Source organism: Sphingomonas flavida, assembly GCF_036663655.1.
In the GTDB taxonomy this organism is placed as follows: domain Bacteria; phylum Pseudomonadota; class Alphaproteobacteria; order Sphingomonadales; family Sphingomonadaceae; genus Sphingomonas.
Genome location: NZ_JAXOJH010000003.1, coordinates 191,037 through 208,589, shown reverse-complemented (window position 1 = coordinate 208,589; position 17,553 = coordinate 191,037). Strand labels below are relative to the sequence as shown.

At 66.1% G+C, this 17,553-nt stretch carries 16 protein-coding genes and 1 tRNA gene; 8 read left to right on the top strand and 9 right to left on the bottom strand.

Annotation, left to right across the window (positions count from 1 at the left end):
- Positions 1-36: 36 nt before the first annotated feature.
- Positions 37-3,504 carry a transcription-repair coupling factor gene (mfd, locus tag U1703_RS05190; protein WP_332784860.1) on the top strand — a complete coding sequence of 1,156 codons (3,468 nt, stop codon included), beginning with the start codon at positions 37-39 and terminating at the stop codon, positions 3,502-3,504.
- Positions 3,505-3,547: 43 nt separating this feature from the next.
- Here the strand turns inward: mfd and U1703_RS05185 are convergent, their stop codons facing one another.
- The gene (locus tag U1703_RS05185) at positions 3,548-3,976 is read right to left on the bottom strand and encodes a YybH family protein (RefSeq protein WP_332784859.1); all 429 of its coding nucleotides are present in this window, start codon (positions 3,974-3,976) and stop codon (positions 3,548-3,550) included.
- On the bottom strand, positions 3,964-5,592 hold the full coding sequence (locus U1703_RS05180) for an EAL domain-containing protein (RefSeq protein WP_332784858.1): 1,629 nt from the start codon (positions 5,590-5,592) through the stop codon (positions 3,964-3,966). The genes U1703_RS05185 and U1703_RS05180 overlap by 13 nt, the downstream gene beginning before the upstream one ends.
- Positions 5,593-5,756: 164 nt before the next feature.
- Here U1703_RS05180 and moaA point away from each other — a divergent pair, with 164 nt between their 5' ends.
- The 3 genes from moaA to U1703_RS05165 all read left to right on the top strand — a co-directional run bounded on the left by moaA (position 5,757) and on the right by U1703_RS05165 (position 7,815).
- A complete protein-coding gene (moaA, locus tag U1703_RS05175) occupies positions 5,757-6,770 on the top strand; it encodes a GTP 3',8-cyclase MoaA (RefSeq protein ID WP_332784857.1) in 1,014 nt (337 codons plus the stop codon).
- Positions 6,767-7,546 carry an NAD kinase gene (locus tag U1703_RS05170; protein ID WP_320452261.1) on the top strand — a complete coding sequence of 260 codons (780 nt, stop codon included), beginning with the start codon at positions 6,767-6,769 and terminating at the stop codon, positions 7,544-7,546. The genes moaA and U1703_RS05170 overlap by 4 nt, the downstream gene beginning before the upstream one ends.
- Before the next feature lie 194 nt (positions 7,547-7,740).
- A tRNA-Asn gene (locus tag U1703_RS05165) sits at positions 7,741-7,815 on the top strand.
- Between the two features lie 40 nt (positions 7,816-7,855).
- Here U1703_RS05165 and U1703_RS05160 read toward each other — a convergent pair.
- The 3 genes from U1703_RS05160 to U1703_RS05150 form a co-directional block, all read right to left on the bottom strand.
- The gene (locus U1703_RS05160; protein ID WP_332784856.1) at positions 7,856-9,004 is read right to left on the bottom strand and encodes a glutathionylspermidine synthase family protein; all 1,149 of its coding nucleotides are present in this window, start codon (positions 9,002-9,004) and stop codon (positions 7,856-7,858) included.
- On the bottom strand, positions 9,001-9,375 hold the full coding sequence (locus tag U1703_RS05155; RefSeq protein WP_320452259.1) for a hypothetical protein: 375 nt from the start codon (positions 9,373-9,375) through the stop codon (positions 9,001-9,003). Before U1703_RS05155 ends, U1703_RS05160 begins: the two co-directional genes overlap by 4 nt.
- 117 nt (positions 9,376-9,492) lie before the next feature.
- The gene (locus tag U1703_RS05150; RefSeq protein WP_320452258.1) at positions 9,493-9,861 is read right to left on the bottom strand and encodes a glycine zipper 2TM domain-containing protein; all 369 of its coding nucleotides are present in this window, start codon (positions 9,859-9,861) and stop codon (positions 9,493-9,495) included.
- A 123-nt stretch (positions 9,862-9,984) separates the two neighbouring features.
- Here U1703_RS05150 and U1703_RS05145 point away from each other — a divergent pair, with 123 nt between their 5' ends.
- Complete coding sequence (locus U1703_RS05145) at positions 9,985-10,404, top strand: secondary thiamine-phosphate synthase enzyme YjbQ (RefSeq protein ID WP_320452257.1); 420 nt, start codon at positions 9,985-9,987, stop codon at positions 10,402-10,404.
- A 109-nt stretch (positions 10,405-10,513) separates the two neighbouring features.
- A complete protein-coding gene (locus U1703_RS05140) occupies positions 10,514-11,101 on the top strand; it encodes a CC0125/CC1285 family lipoprotein (protein WP_320452256.1) in 588 nt (195 codons plus the stop codon).
- Between the two features lie 345 nt (positions 11,102-11,446).
- Here the strand turns inward: U1703_RS05140 and secA are convergent, their stop codons facing one another.
- The 3 genes from secA to U1703_RS05125 all read right to left on the bottom strand — a co-directional run bounded on the left by secA (position 11,447) and on the right by U1703_RS05125 (position 15,113).
- Entirely contained in the window at positions 11,447-14,191 is a 2,745-nt protein-coding gene (gene secA / locus U1703_RS05135; protein WP_332784855.1) for a preprotein translocase subunit SecA, read from the bottom strand.
- Between the two features lie 108 nt (positions 14,192-14,299).
- Positions 14,300-14,560, bottom strand: coding sequence for a hypothetical protein (locus tag U1703_RS05130; protein WP_332784854.1), 261 nt, complete (start codon positions 14,558-14,560; stop codon positions 14,300-14,302).
- Between the two features lie 115 nt (positions 14,561-14,675).
- Complete coding sequence (locus U1703_RS05125; RefSeq protein WP_332784853.1) at positions 14,676-15,113, bottom strand: energy transducer TonB; 438 nt, start codon at positions 15,111-15,113, stop codon at positions 14,676-14,678.
- 143 nt (positions 15,114-15,256) lie between these two features.
- On the opposite strand from U1703_RS05125, the gene argJ reads away from it, so the two are divergent.
- Both argJ and U1703_RS05115 read left to right on the top strand, forming a co-directional pair.
- Complete coding sequence (argJ, locus tag U1703_RS05120; RefSeq protein WP_332784852.1) at positions 15,257-16,483, top strand: bifunctional glutamate N-acetyltransferase/amino-acid acetyltransferase ArgJ; 1,227 nt, start codon at positions 15,257-15,259, stop codon at positions 16,481-16,483.
- A gap of 5 nt (positions 16,484-16,488) precedes the next feature.
- Positions 16,489-17,100: a glutathione S-transferase family protein gene (locus tag U1703_RS05115; RefSeq protein ID WP_332784851.1), complete on the top strand. Its 612-nt coding sequence runs from the start codon at positions 16,489-16,491 to the stop codon at positions 17,098-17,100.
- Positions 17,101-17,232: 132 nt separating this feature from the next.
- Here the strand turns inward: U1703_RS05115 and trxA are convergent, their stop codons facing one another.
- Positions 17,233-17,553, bottom strand: coding sequence for a thioredoxin (gene trxA / locus U1703_RS05110; RefSeq protein WP_007404159.1), 321 nt, complete (start codon positions 17,551-17,553; stop codon positions 17,233-17,235).

The window sequence follows — 17,553 nt, the reverse complement described above, 5'->3', positions numbered from 1 at the left end:
CGTTCAGACGCCTAGCTCCCCCAGTTTCGGAACCCCATGCCCGATATCAAGACGATCCTGACCGCCCAGAGCCCGCTGACCCTGTCGGGCGTTCCGGCGGGGTTCCTGCCCGTGCTGCTCGCCGATCTGGCGCGCGCGGCGACGATGCGGGCGGTGTTCATCTGCGCCGACGAAGCACAGATGCGCGAACTGGCCTCGACCGCGACCTATTTCGCGCCCGAGCTGGAGGTCTTGCAGATCCCCGCTTGGGACTGCCTGCCCTATGACCGCGCCTCGCCCACCCTGCGCGTCATGGCGGAGCGGATCGCGGGGCTGCACCGGCTACAGGCCAGGCCCAAGGCGGCGCAGCTCGTCCTGACCACCGCCAATGCCGTGACCCAGCGGGTGCTGACGCCGTTCCGCATCCGGCAACTGGTCGCGCGGCTGGCGCCCGGCGAGCGGATCGGGCTTGAGAAGCTGTCGGTCCTGCTCCAGGCGAACGGCTATGTCCGTACCGAGACGGTCCACGATCAGGGCGAATTCGCGGTGCGCGGCGGCCTGGTCGATTTGTTCCCCAGCGGCGAGGAACAGGCGCTGCGTCTCGACTTCTTCGGCGACGAGATCGAAAGCGTCCGCACCTTCGACCCCGCCGACCAGCGGACGACGGGACGGATCGACGGGTTCACCCTGCTCCCCGCCTCCGAGGCGTTGCTCGACGAGGAGTCGATCAAGCGCTTCCGCACCCGCTACCGCGAGACCTTTGGCGCGACCGCGACCGGCGACCCGCTCTATCAGGCGGTGTCGGAGGGGCGGCGCATGGCGGGCATGGAGCATTGGCTGCCGCTGTTCGAAGAGAAGCTGTCGACCGTGTTCGACCATCTCGGCGACGGCGCGGTGGTGGTGCGGGACAGTGGCGTCGCCGCGGCGGTGACCAGCCGGTTCGAGGCAGTCGCCGACTATTATGAAAACCGCAAACGCGCCGAGGCGGCCCAGCCAGGCAGCTTCCGTCCGCTACCCGCCAAGGCTCTCTACCTGACGGACAAGGAGTGGAACGCGGGACTGGAGGCGGCGACCGCGCACCTCGTCTCGCCCTTCCACGAACCGACAAGCGCGACGGTCCTCGATTTCGAGGTGGACGGCGCGCGCGACTTCGCGCCCGAACGCGCCGCCCATGCCAATATCTACGAGGCGGTGGTCGATCATATCGAGGCGTTGCGCAAGCAAGGCCGCAAGCCCGTCCTCGCCAGCTATTCGGTCGGCGCACGCGAGCGGTTGGGCAGCCTGCTGAAGGACCATGGCCTGAAGGGCGCGAAGGCGGCCGAGGGCTGGCAGGAAGCGCTGGGCATCGCCGACACGTCGAAGAGCTTCGGCGTCGCGCTGGTCGTCCTGCCGCTCGACCATGGCTTCACCGCGCCGGGCATCGCGCTGCTGACCGAGCAGGACATGCTGGGCGACCGGCTGATCCGGCGGCAGAAAAGGCGCAAGTCGGCCGACGCCTTCCTCGCCGAGCTGGCGACGCTCTCGCCCGGCGATCTGGTCGTTCACTCCGACCACGGCATCGGCCGGTACGAGGGGTTGACCTCGATCCCCGTCGGCAAGAGCCCGCATGACTGCGTCGCCTTGTCCTATGCGGGCGGCGACAAGCTGTACGTGCCGGTCGAAAATCTGGAGGTCCTGACCCGCTACGGCTCGGGCGAGGACGGCGCGACTCTCGACCGGCTGGGCGGCGAGGCGTGGCAGCGGCGCAAGGCGAAGATGAAGGAGCGCATCCGCGAGATCGCGGGTGAGCTGATCGCCGTCGCCGCCGAACGCGCGCTGCGCCCCGGCGAGGTGGCCGAACCGGACAGTGCGGGCTATCCGGCCTTTGTCGACCGCTTCCCCTATGAGGAAACCGACGACCAGGACCGGGCGATCGACGATGTGCTGGGCGACCTGACGGCAGGCAAGCCGATGGACCGGTTGATCGTCGGCGATGTCGGCTTCGGCAAGACCGAGGTGGCGTTGCGCGCCGCGTTCGTCGCGGCGATGGCGGGGATGCAGGTGGCGGTGGTCTGCCCGACCACCTTGCTGGCACGCCAGCATTACAACAACTTCGTCCAGCGGTTCGAGGGTTTCCCGATCAAGATCGGCCGCCTCTCGCGCCTCGTCACCGCGAGCGAGGCCAAGCGGACAAAGGACGGCGCGGCGTCGGGTGATATCGACATCGTCGTCGGCACCCATGCGCTGCTGGCCAAGACCGTCGAGTTCAAGCGGCTGGGCCTGGTCATCGTCGACGAGGAACAGCGGTTCGGCGTGACCCATAAGGAACGGCTGAAGGCGTTGAAGGCCGACGTCCATATGCTGACGCTGACCGCGACACCTATCCCGCGCACGCTGCAAATGGCGATGTCGGGCCTGCGCGAGCTTTCGGTGATCCAGACGCCGCCGGTCGACCGGCTCGCGGTGCGCACCTATGTCATGCCGTGGGACCCGGTGGTGCTGCGCGAGGCGTTGCTGCGCGAACATTATCGCGGCGGGCAGAGCTTCCTGGTCACGCCGCGCGTCGCCGACCTGCCCGATATCGAGGAATTCCTGCGCAAGGAGGTTCCCGAAATCCGCTACGTCATCGCGCATGGCCAGATGTCGGCGACCGAGGTCGAGGAGCGCATGTCCGCCTTCTACGACCGCAAGTTCGAGGTGCTGGTGTCGACCACCATCATCGAAAGCGGCATCGACATTCCATCGGCCAACACGATGATCGTCAACCGCGCCGACCGCTTCGGCCTCGCCCAGCTCTACCAGTTGCGCGGGCGGGTCGGCCGGTCGAAGACGCGGGCCTATGCGTACATGGTCACCCCGCCCGAACGGATGATGACCGAGGCGGCGGAGAAGCGGTTGAAGGTGTTGTCCGACCTCGACACGCTGGGTGCCGGATTCCAGCTGGCCAGCCATGACCTCGACATTCGTGGTGCCGGCAATCTGCTGGGTGACGAACAGTCGGGCCATATCAAGGAGGTCGGCTACGAACTCTACCAGTCGATGCTGGAAGAGGCGATCCTGGAGGCCAAGGCGGGCGGTGCGTTCGAGAAGAAGCGCGACTTCTCGCCCCAGATCACCGTCGATGCGCCGATCCTGATCCCCGACGATTACGTCCCCGATCTCGACCTGCGCATGGGGTTGTATCGTCGCCTCAACGACCTGGAGAAGCATCAGGAAGTCGAGGAATTCGCTGCCGAGATGATCGACCGTTTCGGCCCGCTGCCCGAGGCGACCGACAATCTGATCCAGGTCATCAAGATCAAGCTGAACGCGAAGAAGGCGTGCATCGCCAAGATGGATGTCGGCCAGCGCGGGGTCCTGATCGCCTTCCACGACAATCGGCCGCCCAATGTCGATGGCCTGTTCGCCTATGTCGAGCGGCTGGGCGAACTGGCCAAGCTGCGTCCCGACGGCAAGCTGGTGCTTAACCGCGCCTGGCCCGATGCCAAGGCCAGACTGCACGGCGCGCTGCAACTGTCGAAGGGGCTGGCGAAGGCGGCGGGGTAAGCCACTTCCTCCCCAAGCCCGGCTTGGGGGGGGATTTGGCGCTTCAGCTGCTATGGTCGGCGATGATCCGCCAGCCGGCCGCGCGGCGCTCGAAGACCAGCGTCGTCATCCCACTCTCGCCGCCCGACAGGTTCCACCGCGCAAACAGGATGCGGCGCTCGCCGATCGGTTTGAAGGCCAGGAAGTCGAAGCGCAGCTGCCCACGGGCGTTCCCGTTGCCGGTGAAGCTGCGCCGATAATTCTCGGCAATCGCCGCCTTGCCCCGGATCAGGCCGTCCTTGCCGACGAAGACCGCATCGGCGGCATAGATGGCGACGAAGCGGTTCAAATCGCCCTCGTCCCATCCCTTCGCGCTGTCGGCCATGGCCGCCCGGATGCCCGCCTCGGCCGGGTCGGTCGCGGGCGCCGCGGCATGGACGGCCACCGGCATCAGCGTGGCCGCCGCAATGGTCATGACGGTCAGGCCGCGCATTCCAGTTCCTCCTCGATCATCGCCCGCAACGCCGCATCGTCGAGTGGGGCGGCACGCAGGAATCCCTGATAGATTTCACAACCCAGCCGTCCGAGCAACACCGCCTGGTCATGCGTCTCGACCCCCTCGGCGACGATCGACATGCCCAGATGCGCGGCGATGCGGATGATCCCGCGCACCACCACCCGGTCGCGCCGCGACGCATCCACCTCGGACACCAGCGCGCGGTCGAGCTTCAGATAGTCGATCGGCAGGCTGGTCAGATAGGCCAGGCTGGAATAGCCGGTGCCGAAATCGTCGATCGCGATCCGCACTCCGGCCTGGCGCAGGCTGTCGAGGACGACGGCGGCACGGTCCAGTTCGCGGATCAGCCCGGTTTCGGTGATCTCTGCGGTCAGGCGGTCGATCGGAAATCCGCTGCTCGCCACCCGTTCGAGGAACAGCCGCGCGAACCCCGCCCGCGCGACATCGGCCGCGGTGATGTTGATCGACAGCCGCAGATGCGACATGGCCAGCGGCCAGCGCGCGGCCCGTTGCAGCGCGATCTGCTGGATATGGTCCGACAGCGCGAGGCCCAGATCGGCACGCTCCGCCGCCGCAAACAGCGGGTCGGCACCCAGCGGTCCCAGCGTCGGATGCCGCCAGCGGGCCAGCGCCTCGACGCCGGTGATCCGTCCGCTTCGAATCTCGACCTGCGGCTGGAACACGATGTCGATCTCGCTCCGCTCGATCGCGTGATGCAGATCGGCGGCCAGCACGTCGAGGGGGGTCACGTCGCCCGGATGCGCGAAGCGCAGCATCGTGCCGTCGCCGGCCTGCGCCTGGCTCAGCGCTTCGCCCGCGCGCGCAAGAACGCTGGCGGGGTCTTCCGAGGGTCGCGACGCGGCAAGGCCAAGCCGCACGCCCAGGCGGATCGGCACCGACCCGGCCTGGAACGGCAGGGCGAGCAACGTCTCCAGCGTGTCGGCGATCGCGCGGGCCCGATCGGGCTCGGCGACCCCGGCCATCACGAACTCGGCCCCGCCCGAACGCGCGACGACCGCGCCGTCACCGAACACTTCGGCCGCCGCGGCCTGCATCCGCGTCTCGACCGAGCGCAACAGCATGTTGCCCGCCGGACGCCCATGCGCCGCATTGATCAGGTCGAGCCGCGACAGCGCCACGATGATCGCCAGGCAGGGCTGCCCATGATCCATCGCATCCGCGATCCAGCGATGTACCTCGCCCACTTCGCCATCGGCATGGGTGCGGCGGCGGCGCACGTCGAGCGTCCGCCGGGCGTGGCGCTCCGCCAGTTTCAGCGACGCGTGCAGCATCGCATCGTCCGCGTCGGGTGTCAGGACATGGGTCGTCCCCGCCGCGACAAAAGCGTCGAGCGTGTCGGGCAGCGTATCGGGCACCGCGACCAGCATCGCCGCGCCGGTCGCCGCGATCACCGCGCCCAGCGCCTGCGCCGCGCGCAGGCCCAGGTCGCCGGGCGCGCGCGCGTCGATCAGGGCGACACGCGCCTCACTCGCCAGGAAAGCGCCGACCAGTGCGTCACCCGCCGGAGGCTCGCCGTCGCGCGGCGCGACCGACCAGATGGCCCAACCGGCACGGATGATGGCTTCGTCCATGATGGCAGGGTGATGGAACGAAAGGGCGAAGACCGCCGTTCCTCTGCGGTGCGCGTTAAATCCGAATTCATCCTGCGTCATGCACGCTTCCTATCCACCGCCCGAGGCTTCACCAACGGCATTCCGTCTTGTTCGCGTCCCGCCTTGGGGCTACCCCTTTGACGATGGGCTGCGCCAAAGCCTCGACCGCCGGATCGCTTGTCGATCAACATGGCCGCACGATCCGATATCTGCGAATTTCGGTAACCGATCGCTGCGATCTGCGCTGTCGTTATTGCATGTCCGAGCAGATGACGTTCCTGCCCCGTGCCAAGCTGCTGAGCCTGGACGAGATCGCGATCATCGCCGAACGCTTCATCGCGCGCGGCGTGACTCGCATCCGCCTGTCGGGCGGGGAGCCGCTGGTCCGGCGCGATGTGGTCGACCTGGTCCGCCGACTGGGGGGGCATGTCGGAAACGGCCTGGACGAGTTGACCATGACGACCAACGGCACGCGCCTGGCCGACCATGCCGGGGCGCTGGTCGCGGCAGGCATCCGGCGCATCAATGTCAGCATCGACAGCCGCGATCCCGACTGCTTCCGCTACATCACGCGCCATGGTGACGTGGAGCAGGTTATCCATGGTATCTTGTCCGCACGTGACGCCGGCCTTTCCGTCAAGCTCAACATGGTTGCGCTCAAGGGTCTCAACGAACACGAAATCGCTTCGATGCTTTCGTGGTGCGTTTCGGAGCGATTAGATTTGTCCCTGATCGAAACGATGCCGCTGGGCGTTATCGACGAGGATCGGGTCGACCGCTTCCTGCCGCTGACCACCGTTTTCGACCGACTCGCAGCGGAATTCCCGCTGGTCCGCGCCGGGCACCGTACCGGTGGCCCCGCCCGCTATTGGCAGGTGGAGGGTACGGAAACCCGCCTGGGCCTGATCTCGCCGCTGACCGCGAATTTTTGCGATGGTTGCAACAGGGTGAGGCTGACGACCGAGGGCAAGCTGTATATGTGTCTCGGTCATGAGGATCAGGTGGATTTGAAGGCCGCGCTGCGCGACGGCGGGATCGCGGGGCTGGACGCTGCGATCGATATCGGGCTGGCCACCAAGCCTGCCCGGCACGATTTCCGTATCGAGACGGGATCGGCCCCGGCGGTGTCACGCCATATGAGCGTGACCGGCGGATGACCCATCCCGTCCGGCGGGCCCTGGTCGCCTCGCCCACCGCGCCCGCGCAGGCGGCGGTCACCGATCTGCACAATAGTGCCGATTGGGTCGATTTCGACGATGCGGACTATGTCATCGCCCTGGGCGGCGATGGCTTCATGCTCCAGACGCTTCACCGCATGTTGGAGCGGCGGCGCGGCCCCGTGCCGGTGTTCGGCATGAATCTGGGCACGGTCGGCTTCCTGATGAACGAATGGCGCAGCTATGGGCTGGAGGATCGCCTCGCCCGCGCCAAGCCGTTCCGTGTCACCCCGCTTCAGATGACGGCGACGGGCATCGACGGGCGCGTCCATCAACTGCCCGCGATCAACGAAGTTTCGCTGCTGCGCGAAACCCGCCAGACCGCCAAGCTGGAGGTGACGGTCAACGGCCGCGTCGTCCTGCCCGAACTGGTGTGCGACGGCATCCTGGCCGCAACCCCGGCGGGATCGACCGCCTATAATTTCTCCGCCCAGGGGCCGATCCTGCCGCTCGGTTCGGCGCTGATCGCGCTGACCCCGATCAGCCCCTTCCGTCCCCGGCGCTGGCGCGGTGCAATCCTGCCCGACAAGTCACGCGTGTCGATCAAGGTCCTGGACGCGGGCAAGCGCCCCGTCTCGGCGGTCGCCGACCAGCGTGAGGTTCGGGACGTGGCACAGGTCGACATCTGCATGGACCGCTCGCGCGAGCTGACCCTGATGTTCGACCCCGAACATGCGCTGGACGACCGCATCACGATGGAGCAGTTCGTCGCTTAAGCGACGGGGGAACAGTTCGTCGCCTAAGCGACAGGGGGGAACAGTTCGTCGCCTAAGCGACAGGGGGGAACAATTCGTCGCCTGATCGGATTTTTATCCACAGCTTTGGCGGGCCAGCTTACGCAAATCCGTCAAAAAAGGGGTTGCGGCTTTTTTCGAGCCCTTTATAGGACCCCTCCACAGCGCCGGTACATTCCCTGATAGCTCAGCGGTAGAGCTCTCGACTGTTAATCGAGCGGCCGTAGGTTCGAATCCTACTCAGGGAGCCACCGGCGCTGTAGAACCCCAGACAGCGCCAGCCATGACGGATCAGCCGTCGATCACATGCGGTACGAACCGCGCGGTGTTCGAGGTGATCAGGCCGTCCTCGCGGATACCCATCCCCACCGCCGCGCCGTCGACGACCCAGCTTCCCAGTACCGGAAAACATCCCGGCGCCGCCTCCGGCAATCGGTAGAGCGACTGGTAGATATATCCCTCTTCGCCATAATGGCCGGGCGTTTCGGCCAGGATGCTCCCCGCCTTGCGGATCGAGACATTCGCTCCCTCGCGCGACAGCAGCGGCTTGGCGACGGCATCGCCGTCCGGGATCGTGAAGCTGGCGGGCAACAGGTTCGGATGCCCCGGAAACAGATCCCACAGGATCGGCAGGATCGCCTTGTTCGACCAGATCATCTTCCAGATCGGCTCGATCCATATCAGGTCGCCGCGCTCCAGATTGTGAAGCAACGGCACCGCGAATTCCTCCTGGACCAGCCATTCCCATGGATAGAGCTTGAACATCGCCTCGATCCGCATGTCCGCGTCGTCGACGAAGCAATGCGCCTCGTGATGCCAGCCGATGCGCTCCATCAGGATCGGGACGGTGGTGATCCCGGCGGCCTCGGCGGTGTCGCGGATATAGGCGGCGGTGACGGCATCCTCGCCCGCCACATCCTCGACATGGGCGATATGCAGGGTCGAGGGCAGATGCGGCGCGATCTCGACCCAGCGGGCGACCAGCGCCTCGTGCAGGCTGTTGAACTGGTCGAGCGCCGGGAAACACGCGTCCTTCCACGCCCATTGCACGACCGCAGCCTCGAGCAGCGAGGTGGGCGTATCGCAGTTGAACTCGAACAATTTGGGCGCGCCCGATCCGTCATAGCCCAGATCGAACCGTCCGAAGTTCAGCGACGGCGGCTCGGCCTCCCATGCCTCGCGAATGGGGTCGTGAAAGGCGGGCGGGATCGCAAAGCGGGCGAGCAGCGCGGGATCGCTGACCACCGCCTCCCCCGCCGCCAGGAACAATCGATAGAGTTCGGTCGTGGCGCTCTCGATCGTATCGATCTGCGCACGGGTAAAGCGATAACAGGCGCTTTCGTCCCAATAGGGCCGCTCGTCCCCGGCGTGCCAGATCAGGCCAAGCGCCTCGACCTTAGCCTGCCAGTCCGGACGGGGCGTCAGAGTCTGGCGGATCATGCGTGGACGCTGCCGAAGCGTGAGGCGGACGCACCAAAGCCGCCACGACTGATCGCCGCCGACCGGGTCATCGCACTGCCGCTGGGCGCGGTAAAATAGCGGGTACCGCCAGCAGGGCGGAAGCTGCCGCCCGTGGCCCGTTCGCCGTAAAAGGGAATGGCGCGGCCGCGTCCCAGGAAATACCAGAAGGCTCCACCACCGCCGACGCGGGTCTGGCGACAACGATCGTCGGGCAGGCGCTTGCCCTGCGCATCGGTGCAGATCGCCGTATCCTGGTCGGCGGTCCAGTTGTCGTCCGCCTTGGCGCGGTTGCAGCCACTCGCCAGCAAGGCGGCGGCCATGGCGGTCGTCCATTTCAAGTTGATGCGCATTACGTCCCTCCCGCCGTGCATCATGCGGCGGGCGTCCGTCTTTGGCTAGGGGCCAAGCCACCGGTCTGTCGGAACGACGCCGACGGATGTCCGTCGGCGCCTTCCGTCATTCCGGTATTAGCGGCAGCGGACCTTGCCGCGATCGATCGAGCGGCCGAGCAACGCGCCACCGCCCGCGCCGAGCAGGGTGCCCAGCGTGCCGCCACCGATCACATTGCCCAGCACGCCGCCGCCGAGCGCGCCGACCACCAGGCCGGTGGTGCCGTCGTTGCGCTTGCAATAGGTACGACCGTCGCGGCCACGGAAGACTTGGTCATCACGGCCCAGGCGGCGCTCGCGGTGGTTACCACGGCGATAGTCGCGCGAGGCGTCCCAGTCATCGCGATCGCCATGCCAGCGATAGTCGCGATCCTGGGCGACAGCCGGCGTCGCGGCGATCGGGGCGGCAACGGTAACGATGGCCAACGCGGCGAGCATAGCTTTCATGGCAGGTCTCCTTATCTTCAGTCCTGCCCAACGCGCCGCAGACCAACCCGTTCAATCGGCCCGCCCGATCGCCCTCTTCGACGGCGGCTGGTATCGAATGGGCGCGTCGGGCATTGAAGACCCATGCGCCAAGCCACCACGATTCTCAGCATCGACACCCACGGCCAGGGCCTGACCGAATGTACCCGGCCGGTCGCGGCATGGGTGCGCGAACAGGGCATGGACGAAGGGTTGCTGACCCTGTTCTGCCGCCACACCTCGGCCTCGCTGATCATCCAGGAAAATGCCGCGCCGGAGGTGAAGACCGACATCCTCGCCTATTTCGCCCGAATCGCGCCCGAGGACGCTCGCGCCTATGCCCACGACGACGAAGGCCCCGACGACATGCCCGCGCATCTGCGCAGCATCCTGACCGGCATCCACCTGTCGATCCCGCTGATCGGGGGGCGCCTGATGCTGGGGACGTGGCAGGGCATCTATCTGTTCGAGCATCGCCGGGCACCCCATCGACGGCAGGTCGCGCTGCACTTGACGGGGGCGTGACACACAATTCATCGCGGGAGCCAAACCGTTCATCGACCGTTTTGGTGACATGATCTACAGGACGTGGGCCTCCCGGCGCGCCCGAGGGGCAGGAAAGGAAGAAAAGTCCATGCAATTCGGTCGGAAGGTCGCGCTTGCCCTGCTGGGCGCCAGCACCCTGATGGTCGCGGGATGCGCGACCGAAACCACCTATCGCCCGGCCACGGGTTCGGGTTTCTATCGCACCGGTTATTCCGATCAGCAGCTGGAGCCGGGTCGCTTCATCGTCAGCTTCGCTGGCAATACGGTGACGTCGCGCGATACGGTCGAGCGTTACCTGCTGTTCCGCGCGGCCGAGCTGACGCTGGCCAACGGCTATGACTATTTCGTGATGGCCGACCGCGACACGCAGCTTCGCTCGCGCACCTATTCGACGCCGGGACCGGGTGCCTTCGGGCCAGGCTTCGGTGGCTGGGGTGGCGGCTGGTGGGGCCCGTCCTGGCGCTATTATGGCCGCGGTTTTGGCTGGCGTAGCTGGGACCCGTTCTGGGGTGATCCCTTCTTCGGCAACAACATGGATATCAATACCATCGACCGGTACGAAGCCACCGCCGAGGTCGTGATGCGCAAGGGCCCGATCCCGCGCGACAACCTCCGCGCCTTCGACGCGCGCGCGATCGTCTCCACGATCGGGCCGACGGTGGTGATGCCGAAGTAATTCGGTCAGTTCTGTCCAGGCATAGGGGCGGTCACTCCACCGGGAGTGGCCGCCCTTTTGTTTGGTATGTGCCTCCAAGGCCTCCCGCCACGCACGCGGCGTGCGTTGACGAGGTCGCGCTAAGCCTCCGTCCAGCTCTGCAACCCCGCCGGTTCGGATAGCGAAAGTCCGCCCTAACCAAGGCGCTCTCCCAGGTTTCCGATCGCGGCCCCTTGTTGCGCCTCCCCCTTTTCTCCCTTCTCAGAGAGTGAAGAAGAGCTGCGGCCTGTTATTTGCCCTCGCCACAAAGAAAAGGGCGGCGGACCGAAGCCCACCGCCCTTTCCAAAGCATCAGGAAGCAGCCGATCAGGCCGTCACCGCTCCGTGGCAGTGCTTGTACTTCAGGCCCGAGCCGCAGGGGCACGGCGCGTTGCGATTGACGCGGCCTTCCCACTGCGAAGGATTGGTGCCCAGGTCGGCGCCGTCCGGCTGCGGGATCTGCATCGGCGGCATCTGCGGCTGGAGCAGCCCGCGCGCGGCCGCATCCCAGTCGTTGGTGTTGTCCTCGCCGGTGAACGGGTCGAAGTGCGAGGTGATGAAGTCCGGCAGTTCGGGCAGCTCCGGCGGCGCCTGAAGCTGGAACTGGGCATAGGCGATGGTGCGCGTCACATCCTCACGGATATTGTCGAGCATGCGCTGGAACAGCGAAAACGCCTCATGCTTATACTCGTTGATCGGCGTCTTCTGCGCATAGGCGCGCAGGTGGACGACCTGGCGCAGCGCGTCGAGCGTGGCCAGATGCTCCTTCCAGTGATGGTCCAGATTCTGGAGCAGGATCGACTTCTCGACGCTGGTCCAGGTATCGGGCTCCAGTTCCTTGGCCTTGGCGTCGACCGCCTCGTCGGCCATGGCGGTCACCCGCTCCAGCACGACTTCGGGATCGATCGCTTCCTCGGTCATCCAGTCGTCGATCGGCGGCTCGAGGTTCAGCAGGTCCTTCAACTGCTGCTTCATGCCGGCCACATCCCATTGTTCGGGATAGCTGTTCGGCGGGCAGGCGGTGCCGACGATCGCGTTGACCGTCTCGGCACGCATGTCGGTGACGACTTCGCCCACCGTCTCGGCATCCATGATGTCGGCGCGCTGTTCGTAGATGACCTTGCGCTGGTCGTTCATCACGTCATCATATTCGACGACCTGCTTGCGAATGTCGTAGTTGCGCGCCTCGACCTTCTTCTGCGCGGTTTCGATCGCCTTGGACAGCCACTTGCTGCCGATCGCCTCGCCATCCTCGATATTGTTGCGCATCATCTTGGCGAACAGCGTATCCGGCCCGAAGATGCGCAGCAGGTCGTCGTCGAGGCTGAGGTAGAAGCGCGACAGGCCCGGATCGCCCTGACGACCCGAACGGCCGCGCAGCTGGTTGTCGATGCGGCGGCTTTCGTGGCGCTCGGTACCCAGCACGAACAGGCCGCCCGCTTCCAGCACCTTCTGCTTTTCGGCGATGATCTCGCCGCGGATGCGGGTCGCCGCTTCCTCATATTCGGGCGTGCCCTCGACCATCTCGGGATGCTCGTCGAGCATACGGAATTCCAGGTTGCCGCCCAGCTGGATGTCGGTGCCGCGACCGGCCATGTTGGTCGCGATCGTCACCGCGCTCAGGCGACCGGCCTGCGCCACGATATGCGCTTCCATCTCGTGATAGCGCGCGTTCAGGACCTTGTGGGGCACGCCTTCCTGGGTCAGGAATTCGCTCAGCAACTCGGACTTCTCGATCGACACCGTGCCGACCAGCACCGGCTGGCCCTTGGCGGCGTGGTCGCGGATCTTCTTGGCGATCGCCAGGAACTTGTCCTGGGTGTTCTTGTAGAACTCGTCCTCCTCGTCGACGCGCGCGATCGGCACGTTGGTCGGGATGGTGACGACGTTGATCTTGTAGATGTCGTAGAATTCGCCCGCCTCGGTCGCGGCGGTGCCGGTCATGCCCGAGATCTTCGGGTACATGCGGAAATAATTCTGGAAGGTGATCGAGGCCATGGTCTGGTTCTCGGGCTCGATATTGACGCCCTCCTTCGCCTCGACCGCCTGGTGCAGGCCCTCCGACCAGCGACGCCCGTCCATCATGCGGCCGGTGAATTCGTCGATGATGATGACCTTGCCGTCCTTCACGATGTAGTCGGTGTCGCGCTTGAACATCATGTTCGCGCGCAGCGCCTGGTTCAGGTGATGGACAACCTGGGTGTTCTCGAAGTCGTAGAGATTCTCGCCCTGGAGCAGCCCGGCGGCCTCCAGCAGGCGCTCGGCGCGCTCGGTGCCGTCCTCGGTCAGGATGATCGACTTCTGCTTCTCGTCCTTCTCGTAATCGTCGGCGGTCAGCTGCTTCACGATCGCATCGACGCCGATATACAGTTCCGACTTGTCGTCGGTCGGGCCGGAGATGATCAGCGGCGTGCGCGCCTCGTCGATCAGGATCGAGTCGACCTCGTCAACGATCGCGTAGTTGAAGGGGCGCTGCACCATCGACGAGCGCTCATATTTCATATTGTCGCGCAGATAGTCGAAGCCGAACTCGTTGTTCGTGCCGTAGGTGATGTCGGCATCGTACGCAGCCTTGCGCTGCGCATCGTCCAGGTTCGGGATGATGGTGCCGGTCGTCATGCCCAGGAAGCCGTAGATGCGGCCCATGGTCGCGGCATCGCGGCTGGCAAGATAGTCGTTGACGGTGACGACATGCACGCCCTTGCCGGGCAGCGCATTCAGATAGGTGGCCAGCGTGGCGACCAGCGTCTTGCCCTCGCCCGTGCGCATCTCGGCGATTTCGCCGCGGTGGAGCACGATGCCGCCGATCATCTGCACGTCATAGTGACGCTGGCCCAGCACGCGCTTGGCGGCTTCGCGCACCGTCGCGAACGCCTCGGGGATCAGGCTGTCGAGCGTTGCGCCCTGGTCCAGCTGCTCGCGGAACTTGACGGTCTGCGCGGCAAGCTGCGCGTCGGTCATCGCCTCCATCTGCGGCTCGAAATCGGCGATCTTGGCGATCATGGGCTTGAGCGACTTGACGTAACGGTCGTTGGACGAACCGAACAGGGACTTGGCGAGGCCGCCGAACATAAGCGATTTCCTGACTGAAATATCGTGAGAATGGCGCAGCGCTACCGAACGGACGGCGCGCGCGACTGCAATGGCAAGGAGGGGGTCGGCCAGGAGCCGACGCAGGGGCTATTCGCGCCGGCGGCCCATGAAGATCGCGGCGATCGGCCGGGGCGTGATCGCCCGGAACACGTCGAGCGGCCGTGCGCTGACGAACAGCGAGGCCAGCACCTGCACCGGCCGGGTCGCGGCGCGCGCGACGGCGGCCTGCTTGGCGGCGGCCACGATGCAACGCTCGGCCACGACACCCCGCGCCTCCTGCCCGCGCGCGCTCGCGCCCACGCCGGTCAGCGCGGACAAAAGGGCAGAAAGGAGCAGAAGCAGGTTCATGCGAGGCTTGTCTTAGGCAGATACGCGCGTCGCGTCCATCCGTTGCATGGGTCATCGCAACGATCGAACGGCCATCCTGCGACGGTATCTCGGGATCGGGTCTGGGACATTGATCCTATTGCGCATCCGGCTGTAGCGGCAACTGCCATCGAACGTCGAAGTCCCGATAAATGCTCCTGACCGGCCGACCCTGACGATCAAGGGCGGGCCGGAACCGGACATGCTCCATAGCCATGCGACAGGTCGTCCGGTCGAGGATCGCATGACCGCTGCTTTTCATGACTTCGCAGGCGGTCGGCACGCCCTCCGGATCGACCATGACCGCGACGCTCGAACGGCCTTCCCAGCCCCGTCGCGCCGCCTCCGCTGGATAGGCGTCCGGCCCGAAATAGGCGGCAGGGTTGCCGGATATCCGCGGCGGAACCGCCGGAACCGAAAGGTCGCGCGGCAGCGGGCGCGGTTCGTATCGGCGGTGCCATTCATAAGCCCGGCCGATCAGCAGTGACACCAGGACCAGCAGCATCGCAAGCAGCAGCCCCAGAAGGGCCAGCACGCCATTTCGAAGGCCCCGTCCAACACCCCACATACAGCCCCGCCCCTCTGCCCACGTGACGCATCAGAACCGCCCCTCCGCCATCGGTCAAGTGGGCGGAAGCGCTTGCTCCGGTTACACGCTCGGCTATGTAGCTTGCCCCTATGAGCACCGCCACCTCGCCCCTCGCCCAGCCCTTTCCCGCTTTGCCCGCCATCGACGGTGTGACGCTGCGCGTCGCCCGTGCGCGGTACAAGAAGTGGGATCGCACCGACCTGACCTTCGTGACGCTGCCCGAGGGGACCAGCGTGGCGGGCGTGCTGACCACCAGCAAATGCCCCAGCCCGGAGGTCGAATGGTGCCGCCAGGCGCTGGTGCTGGGGCAGGCACGCGCGCTGGTCGTCAATGCGGGCAATTCCAACGCCTTTACCGGCCACCGCGGTCGCGCCGCCGTAGAGGCGATCGCCGCCCGCACCGCCGCCGCGATGGATTGCCAGCCGTCGGACGTGTTCGTCGCCTCGACCGGGGTGATCGGCGTGCCGCTGCCCATCGACAAGGCGGAGGCGGGGCTGGACGCCGCCTTTACCGCCGAGCCCTGCGGCTGGGAAAATGCCGCCGCGACGATCATGACCACCGATACGTTCGCCAAGGGGGCGGCGACCACCGCCATGGTCGATGGCCGCACAGTGACGCTGGCCGGGATCATCAAGGGGTCGGGCATGATCGCGCCCGACATGGCGACGATGCTCGGCTTCATCTTCACCGACGCGGCCGTGGCCCCCGAGTTCCTGCAACGTGCGCTCGGCGCCGCCAATGGCCGCAGCTTTTCGTGCATCACGGTCGATGGCGACACCTCGACCAGCGACACGGTGCTGGCCTTTGCGACGGGCAAGGCGGGCAATGCGCCGCTGACCGACGACGACAGCGACGGGGCCGACGCTTTCCGTGCGGCACTCGCCGATCTGTGTCACCAACTGGCGTTGCTGGTCGTGCGCGACGGCGAGGGGGCGACCAAGCTGATCGAAATTCGGGTCGAGGGTGCCGAAAGCGACCGTTCAGCGCATCGTATCGCCATGTCGATCGCCAACTCGCCACTGGTGAAGACAGCGATCGCGGGCGAGGACGCCAACTGGGGCCGCGTCGTCATGGCGGTCGGCAAGGCAGGCGAACCGGCCGAGCGCGACAAGCTGTCGATCCGCTTCGGCGAAACGCTGGTGGCGCGCGAAGGGCTGGCGGTCGAAGGTTATGACGAAGCGCCCGTCGCCGCGCATCTGAAGGGACAGGAGATCGCGGTCGGCGTCGACCTGGGGCTGGGTGAAGGCGTCGCGACGGTTTGGACCTGCGACCTGACGCACGGCTATATCTCCATCAACGCCGATTATCGGAGCTAAGACCGATGCTGACCATCTGGGGCCGCCTCAATTCGCACAACGTCAAGAAGGTCGTCTGGCTGGCCGAGGAAATGGGCCTGGCCTATGACCGCCGCGATGTCGGCGGGCCGTTCGGCATGGACGAGGCGTATCGCGCGCTCAATCCCAACGCGCTGATCCCGACGATCGAAGATGACGGCTTCGTCCTGTGGGAGTCGAATGCGATCCTGCGTTATCTCGCGGCGAACCATGGGGGCGAGGATGTCTATCCCACCGATCCGAAGGCACGGGCTTCGGCCGAGCGCTGGATGGACTGGGGCTTCACCTGGGCCGACGCGATCCGGCCGATCTTCTTCCAGATGGTGCGGACCGCGCCGGAGCAGCGCGACACGGCGCTGATCGAGCGGAGCGTGGCGCGAGCGGCGGGGCTGTCGGCGATCATGGACGATGTGCTCGGGCAGCAGGAATGGCTGTCGGGCGAGGCGTTCGGGATCGGGGATATTCCAGTCGCGGCCTATGCAAACACCTGGTTCCAACTGCCGGTCGAGCGGCCATCGCGGCCGAACCTGGAGCGCTGGTATGCGGCGCTACAGGCGCGGGCACCGTTTCGCGACGTGGTGATGATTCCGCTGAGTTGAGCCCAAACAGAAGCCCCTCCTGCAGGCGGGAGGGGTTTGGGGAGGGAAGTGCCGCAAGCATCGGTCTCTGTGAGGCTTCCTGCCCTCCCCCATCCCCTCCCATTTACGGGAGGGGCGTGCTCGAATCGAACCTTACAGCGCGCCTTCGAGCCAGGCCTTGATCCGGCCCTTCGGTTCCGCGCCGACCTTGGTCGCGGCGGCCGCACCGCCCTTGAACAGGATCATCGTCGGAATGCCGCGCACGCCGTAGCGGCCGGGCGCGTCGGGATTGTCGTCGATGTTCAGCTTGGCGATCGTCACCTGCTCGCCCAGTTCCTCTGACAGCTCTTCCAGCGACGGGCCGATCATCTTGCACGGTCCGCACCACTCGGCCCAGAAATCGACCAGCACCGGCTTGTCGGAGTTCAGGACGTCCGCTTCGAAGCTGGCGTCGGTGATCTGCTTGGTTGCCAT

Bases quoted from the DNA above. Each gene is read 5' to 3' on its own strand.
- secA (WP_332784855.1), bottom strand. From the start codon at position 14,191: ATGTTCGGCGGCCTCGCCAAGTCCCTGTTCGGTTCGTCCAACGACCGT.
- U1703_RS05180 (WP_332784858.1), bottom strand. From the start codon at position 5,592: ATGGACGAAGCCATCATCCGTGCCGGTTGGGCCATCTGGTCGGTCGCG.
- U1703_RS05160 (WP_332784856.1), bottom strand. From the start codon at position 9,004: ATGATCCGCCAGACTCTGACGCCCCGTCCGGACTGGCAGGCTAAGGTC.
- moaA (WP_332784857.1), top strand. From the start codon at position 5,757: ATGGGCTGCGCCAAAGCCTCGACCGCCGGATCGCTTGTCGATCAACAT.
- mfd (WP_332784860.1), top strand. From the start codon at position 37: ATGCCCGATATCAAGACGATCCTGACCGCCCAGAGCCCGCTGACCCTG.
- U1703_RS05185 (WP_332784859.1), bottom strand. From the start codon at position 3,976: ATGCGCGGCCTGACCGTCATGACCATTGCGGCGGCCACGCTGATGCCG.
- U1703_RS05155 (WP_320452259.1), bottom strand. From the start codon at position 9,375: ATGCGCATCAACTTGAAATGGACGACCGCCATGGCCGCCGCCTTGCTG.
- U1703_RS05140 (WP_320452256.1), top strand. From the start codon at position 10,514: ATGCAATTCGGTCGGAAGGTCGCGCTTGCCCTGCTGGGCGCCAGCACC.
- argJ (WP_332784852.1), top strand. From the start codon at position 15,257: ATGAGCACCGCCACCTCGCCCCTCGCCCAGCCCTTTCCCGCTTTGCCC.
- U1703_RS05115 (WP_332784851.1), top strand. From the start codon at position 16,489: ATGCTGACCATCTGGGGCCGCCTCAATTCGCACAACGTCAAGAAGGTC.
- U1703_RS05130 (WP_332784854.1), bottom strand. From the start codon at position 14,560: ATGAACCTGCTTCTGCTCCTTTCTGCCCTTTTGTCCGCGCTGACCGGC.
- U1703_RS05170 (WP_320452261.1), top strand. From the start codon at position 6,767: ATGACCCATCCCGTCCGGCGGGCCCTGGTCGCCTCGCCCACCGCGCCC.
- U1703_RS05150 (WP_320452258.1), bottom strand. From the start codon at position 9,861: ATGAAAGCTATGCTCGCCGCGTTGGCCATCGTTACCGTTGCCGCCCCG.
- trxA (WP_007404159.1), bottom strand. From the start codon at position 17,553: ATGGCAACCAAGCAGATCACCGACGCCAGCTTCGAAGCGGACGTCCTG.
- U1703_RS05145 (WP_320452257.1), top strand. From the start codon at position 9,985: ATGCGCCAAGCCACCACGATTCTCAGCATCGACACCCACGGCCAGGGC.